Annotated in this window: 6 protein-coding genes; 4 read left to right on the plus strand and 2 right to left on the minus strand. The window is 63.9% G+C overall.

Annotation, left to right across the window (positions count from 1 at the left end; all coding sequences use genetic code 11):
* Positions 1–44 precede the first annotated feature (44 nt).
* Together ACRESD_RS06025 and ACRESD_RS06030 are read right to left on the minus strand one after the other, a co-directional pair.
* Positions 45–701, minus strand: a complete 657-nt coding sequence (locus ACRESD_RS06025; RefSeq protein WP_431750091.1) for a class I SAM-dependent methyltransferase — start codon at positions 699–701, stop codon at positions 45–47.
* Positions 698–1,153, minus strand: a complete 456-nt coding sequence (locus ACRESD_RS06030; RefSeq protein WP_431750092.1) for a YbaY family lipoprotein — start codon at positions 1,151–1,153, stop codon at positions 698–700. The genes ACRESD_RS06025 and ACRESD_RS06030 overlap by 4 nt, the downstream gene beginning before the upstream one ends.
* Before the next feature lie 139 nt (positions 1,154–1,292).
* Here ACRESD_RS06030 and nrdR point away from each other — a divergent pair, with 139 nt between their 5' ends.
* From nrdR to ribB, 4 genes are all read left to right on the plus strand, one after another.
* Positions 1,293–1,757: a transcriptional regulator NrdR gene (gene nrdR / locus ACRESD_RS06035; protein WP_167659696.1), complete on the plus strand. Its 465-nt coding sequence runs from the start codon at positions 1,293–1,295 to the stop codon at positions 1,755–1,757.
* Complete coding sequence (gene ribD / locus ACRESD_RS06040) at positions 1,754–2,881, plus strand: bifunctional diaminohydroxyphosphoribosylaminopyrimidine deaminase/5-amino-6-(5-phosphoribosylamino)uracil reductase RibD (RefSeq protein ID WP_431750093.1); 1,128 nt, start codon at positions 1,754–1,756, stop codon at positions 2,879–2,881. Before nrdR ends, ribD begins: the two co-directional genes overlap by 4 nt.
* Positions 2,882–2,926: 45 nt before the next feature.
* The gene (locus ACRESD_RS06045; protein ID WP_005791849.1) at positions 2,927–3,589 is read left to right on the plus strand and encodes a riboflavin synthase; all 663 of its coding nucleotides are present in this window, start codon (positions 2,927–2,929) and stop codon (positions 3,587–3,589) included.
* A gap of 15 nt (positions 3,590–3,604) precedes the next feature.
* A partial coding sequence (gene ribB, locus ACRESD_RS06050; protein ID WP_431750094.1) for a 3,4-dihydroxy-2-butanone-4-phosphate synthase occupies positions 3,605–4,473 on the plus strand: 869 nt, incomplete at its 3' end.

The following is a 4,473-nucleotide window of genomic DNA, read 5'->3' on the forward strand; positions in this document are numbered from 1 at the left end:
GGGGAATGCGGTCACCTGTGGGAGCGGGCTTGCCCGCGATGGCCTCAAGAACGCTGCGAGTGGTACAGGCTCACCTTGCGAAACTCCCAAGGCTCAGCCAGATCCGGCAGCGTCAGGGCATCGAGGATTTCCAGGCGCTGATAATCCGGGTGTTGGAAGTCGCGCACGCGTGAGTCCGCCACCAACGCTTCACGGCCGCGAGTGAGGAACTGGTCCAGCAGCGGCAGGTTGGCACGGTCGTAGAGCACGTCGGCGACGAGAATCAGGTCGAAGCGGTCGGCTTCGGCGAAAAAGTCGGCTGAATAATTCAGCTCAACCCCATTGAGCTCGGCATTTGCCCGGCAGGATGCGAGCGCCAGTGGGTCGAGGTCGCACGCCACCACTTCCAGCGCGCCCGCCTTGACGGCGGCAATCCCGGCCACGCCGGAGCCGGCGCCAAAATCCAGTACACGCTTGCCCGCGACCCACTCGGGATTGGCCGCCAGGTAGCGCGCCAACGCCAAACCGCTGGCCCAGCAGAAACTCCAGTAGGGCGGCTCATGCAGGATGCGCCGGGTTTCTTCCTGGCTGAATTCGCGGTCCATGTTGTCGGCGTCCAGTAACCACAACGACAACGCGGTGCCCGGCAGCGGGCAGGGCACCAATTGGGCGTCGCCGATCAGCTCGCTCAGGGCACTTTGCAGGCCCAGCGGTGGCGTCATGGTGCCTTGACGAGCTGCAGGGGGCCGGTGGTCTGGGTGATCGCTTGGGTGATACGCACGGCGGGCAGGTGCAGGATCAACTGGCCGGACTGGCTGGCGCGGCCACGCAATTCAACCCGTGCACCGGCCGGGAAGGCCTCGGGGTTGAAGCGCAGGCGGAAGGCCACGGGCTTGCCATTGCCGGTCAGCACGCTGCTGGCGAGCAGTTGTTGCGGGCGGTTACGCTCGTCGATCACCAACAACGCCAGTTCGACTTCGGCATTGGCCGGTACGCCGTTGAGGACGCCGCTGATTTCCCGCTGATAAGCCGGCAAGGGGCCGAGGTCTTCAATACCCGGGACTTTCTTCTCTTGTGCCGGTGTCGGTTGAGGCGCTGCCGGCTTGGGGGCTTCGCTGCTGCAGGCGACCAGAAAACTGAACAGGGTGAGTAAAACCAGTGGTCGTAGCGGCATGTACGGCTCCAGAAAGGACAAAATCCGTGGCGTGAAAATAAGCAAACATAATAGCCCGCCTGTATACCGTAAAGGCTATGGCTTGTCTTGCCACCGGGATGCGCTACCATGGCCCTCCCTTTTTTTGTTGCCTGCCACCATGCACTGTCCCTTCTGCGGTGCCAACGACACCAAGGTCATTGACTCGCGTCTGGTCGCCGAGGGCGATCAAGTGCGTCGCCGGCGCGAATGCCTGGCCTGCGGTGAACGTTTCACCACCTTCGAAACCGCCGAACTGGTATTGCCACGACTGATCAAGTCCGACGGCAGCCGCCAGCCTTTCGACGAAGACAAACTGCGCGCCGGTATGCAGCGCGCCCTAGAAAAACGCCCGGTGAGTGTCGAGCGGCTGGAGGCGGCACTGGTGCATATCAAGCACAAGCTGCGCGCGACCGGCGAGCGCGAGGTCAAGAGCCTGGTCGTTGGAGAACTGGTGATGGGCGAGCTGCAAAAGCTCGACGAAGTCGCCTACATCCGTTTCGCTTCGGTGTATCGACGCTTCCAGGACCTCAATGAGTTCCGCGAAGAGATCGACCGCCTGGCCCGTGAGCCGGTTAAACAATGACCCCAGAACAAGCGGTCCTCGACGCCCATTACATGGCCCGCGCCCTAGAACTGGCGCGCAAGGGCCTGTACACCACGCACCCCAACCCACGTGTGGGTTGCGTGATCGTGCGCGATGGGCAGATTGTCGGCGAAGGCTGGCATGAACGTACCGGCGAGCCCCATGCCGAACCGAATGCCCTGCGCGCCGCTGGCGACAAGGCGCGTGGCGCCACGGTGTACGTGACCCTCGAGCCGTGCAGCCATCACGGGCGTACACCGCCTTGCGCGGATGCGCTGGTGAGCGCCGGGGTTGCACGCGTCGTGGCCGGCATGCAGGACCCCAACCCGGAAGTGGCCGGGCGCGGTATGCAGCGCTTGGCCCAGGCGGGTATCGAGGTGCATAGCGGTGTTCTGGAGGCCCAGGCCCGTGCATTGAACCCGGGTTTCCTCAAGCGCATGGAACACGGCTTGCCATTTGTGCGGGTCAAGCTGGCGATGAGCCTGGACGGTCGCACCGCGATGGCCAGTGGCGAGAGCCAATGGATTACCGGCCCCGCCGCCCGCGCCGCTGTGCAGCGCCTGCGCGCCGAGGCCAGCGTGGTGCTGACCGGCGCCGACACGGTACTGGCTGACGGTGCGCGCTTGACCGTACGTGCCGCCGAACTGGGTCTGGATGAAGAAACCACTGCGCTCGCCATGTCGCGTCCACCGCTGCGTGTGTTGATCGATGGCCGCCTGCGCGTGCCGCTCAACGCGCCGTTTTTCAAGGCCGGCCCGGCGTTGGTCATCACCTGTGTCACGCCGGAGAACCAGTTCCCCCGTGGCCCCGAGTGCCTGGTGGTGCCGGGCGTCGAGGGCCAGGTCGACCTGCGCTCGGCCCTGGTCGCGTTGGCCGCCCGTGGCGTCAACGAAGTATTGGTGGAAGCCGGCCCAAGCCTGGCGGGCGCCTTTGCCCAGCAGGGCCTGGTGGACGAGTACGTGATCTTCGTCGCCGGCAAGTTCCTCGGCTCCGCCGCCCGACCCTTGTTGGACTGGCCGCTTGAGAAACTGGCGGATGCCCCCCAACTCAAGATCACTGAAATGCGCGCTGTAGGCGACGACTGGCGAGTCACTGCCATTCCCGTCCCGGCGGCGAGCGTATAATTCCCGGCCTGCGCCACGCGCAGCCTCGTTTTCCAGGAGAAGGCCATGTTCACCGGCATTATCGAATCCATCGGCAGCATCCGCGCCATGACCCCCAAGGGCGGCGACGTACGCCTGCTGGTTGAAACCGGCAAGCTCGACCTCGGCGACGTCAAGCTGGGTGACAGTATCGCCGTCAGCGGCGTGTGCCTGACCGTCATCGAGTTGCCGGGCAACGGCTTTGCCGCCGACGTCAGCCGGGAAACCCTGGACTGCACGGCGATGAACGACCTCAAGGCCGGCAGCCCGGTGAACCTGGAAAAGGCCCTGACGCCGACCACTCGTCTCGGCGGCCACCTGGTCAGCGGTCACGTTGATGGCGTCGGTGAAGTCGTTGCCCGCAGTGAAAACGCACGCGCCGTGGAATTCCGCATCCGTGCACCTAAAGAGTTGGCCAAGTACATCGCCCACAAAGGCTCGATCACCGTCGACGGCACCAGCCTGACCGTGAACGCCGTGAATGGCGCCGAATTCGAACTGACCATCATTCCCCACACCCTCAGCGAAACCATCATGGCCTCGTACCAGCCGGGTCGCCGGGTGAACCTGGAAGTGGACTTGCTTGCCCGTTACCTGGAGCGCCTGTTGCTGGGCGAAAAGGCCGCAGAGCCAGCATCTGGGAACATCACTGAAAGTTTTCTGGCCGCTAACGGCTACCTGAAATCCTGACCAAGGGGGTGCCGCGTGGCGCTCAATAGCATCGAAGAACTGGTTGAAGACATCCGCCAAGGCAAGATGGTCATCCTGATGGATGACGAAGACCGCGAAAACGAAGGCGACATCATCATGGCCGCCGAGGCCTGCCAGCCTGAGCACATCAACTTCATGGCCAAGCACGCCCGTGGGCTGATCTGCATGCCCATGAGCCGCGAGCGTTGCGAGTTGCTCAAGCTGCCGTTGATGGCGCCGCGCAATGGCTCGGGTTTTGGTACCAAGTTCACGGTTTCCATTGAAGCAACTACCGGCGTCACCACCGGTATCTCCGCCGCCGACCGCGCACGCACCGTGCAAGCCGCTGCCGCAAAGGATGCCAAGGCTGAAGACATCGTCAGCCCCGGTCACATCTTCCCGCTGATGGCCCAGCCGGGCGGCACCCTGGCCCGTGCCGGCCATACCGAAGCCGCCTGCGACCTGGCGCGCATGGCCGGTTTCGAGCCGAGCGGGGTGATCTGCGAAGTAATGAACGACGACGGCACCATGGCCCGTCGTCCAGAACTGGAAACCTTTGCCGCCGAACACAACATCAAGATCGGCACCATTGCCGACCTGATCCACTACCGCATGATCCACGAACGTACCGTTCAGCGGATTGCCGAGCAGCCGCTGGACAGCGAACTGGGCCAATTCAATTTGGTGACCTACCGTGATTCAGTGGAAGGCGACGTGCACATGGCCCTGACCCTGGGCAACATCTGCGCGGAAGAGCCGACCCTGGTGCGGGTGCACAACATGGACCCGCTGCGTGACTTGTTGATGGTCAAGCAACCGGGCCGCTGGAGCTTGCGGGCCGCCATGGCTGCGGTTTCCGAGGCGGGCAGTGGCGTGGTGTTGTT

The organism is Pseudomonas sp. (genome assembly GCF_050739995.1).
Classification (GTDB): domain Bacteria; phylum Pseudomonadota; class Gammaproteobacteria; order Pseudomonadales; family Pseudomonadaceae; genus Aquipseudomonas.

Coding starts and splice junctions, on each gene's coding strand:
- ACRESD_RS06025 (WP_431750091.1), bottom strand. CDS start 701: ATGACGCCACCGCTGGGCCTGCAAAGTGCCCTGAGCGAGCTGATCGGC.
- ACRESD_RS06030 (WP_431750092.1), bottom strand. CDS start 1,153: ATGCCGCTACGACCACTGGTTTTACTCACCCTGTTCAGTTTTCTGGTC.
- nrdR (WP_167659696.1), top strand. CDS start 1,293: ATGCACTGTCCCTTCTGCGGTGCCAACGACACCAAGGTCATTGACTCG.
- ribD (WP_431750093.1), top strand. CDS start 1,754: ATGACCCCAGAACAAGCGGTCCTCGACGCCCATTACATGGCCCGCGCC.
- ACRESD_RS06045 (WP_005791849.1), top strand. CDS start 2,927: ATGTTCACCGGCATTATCGAATCCATCGGCAGCATCCGCGCCATGACC.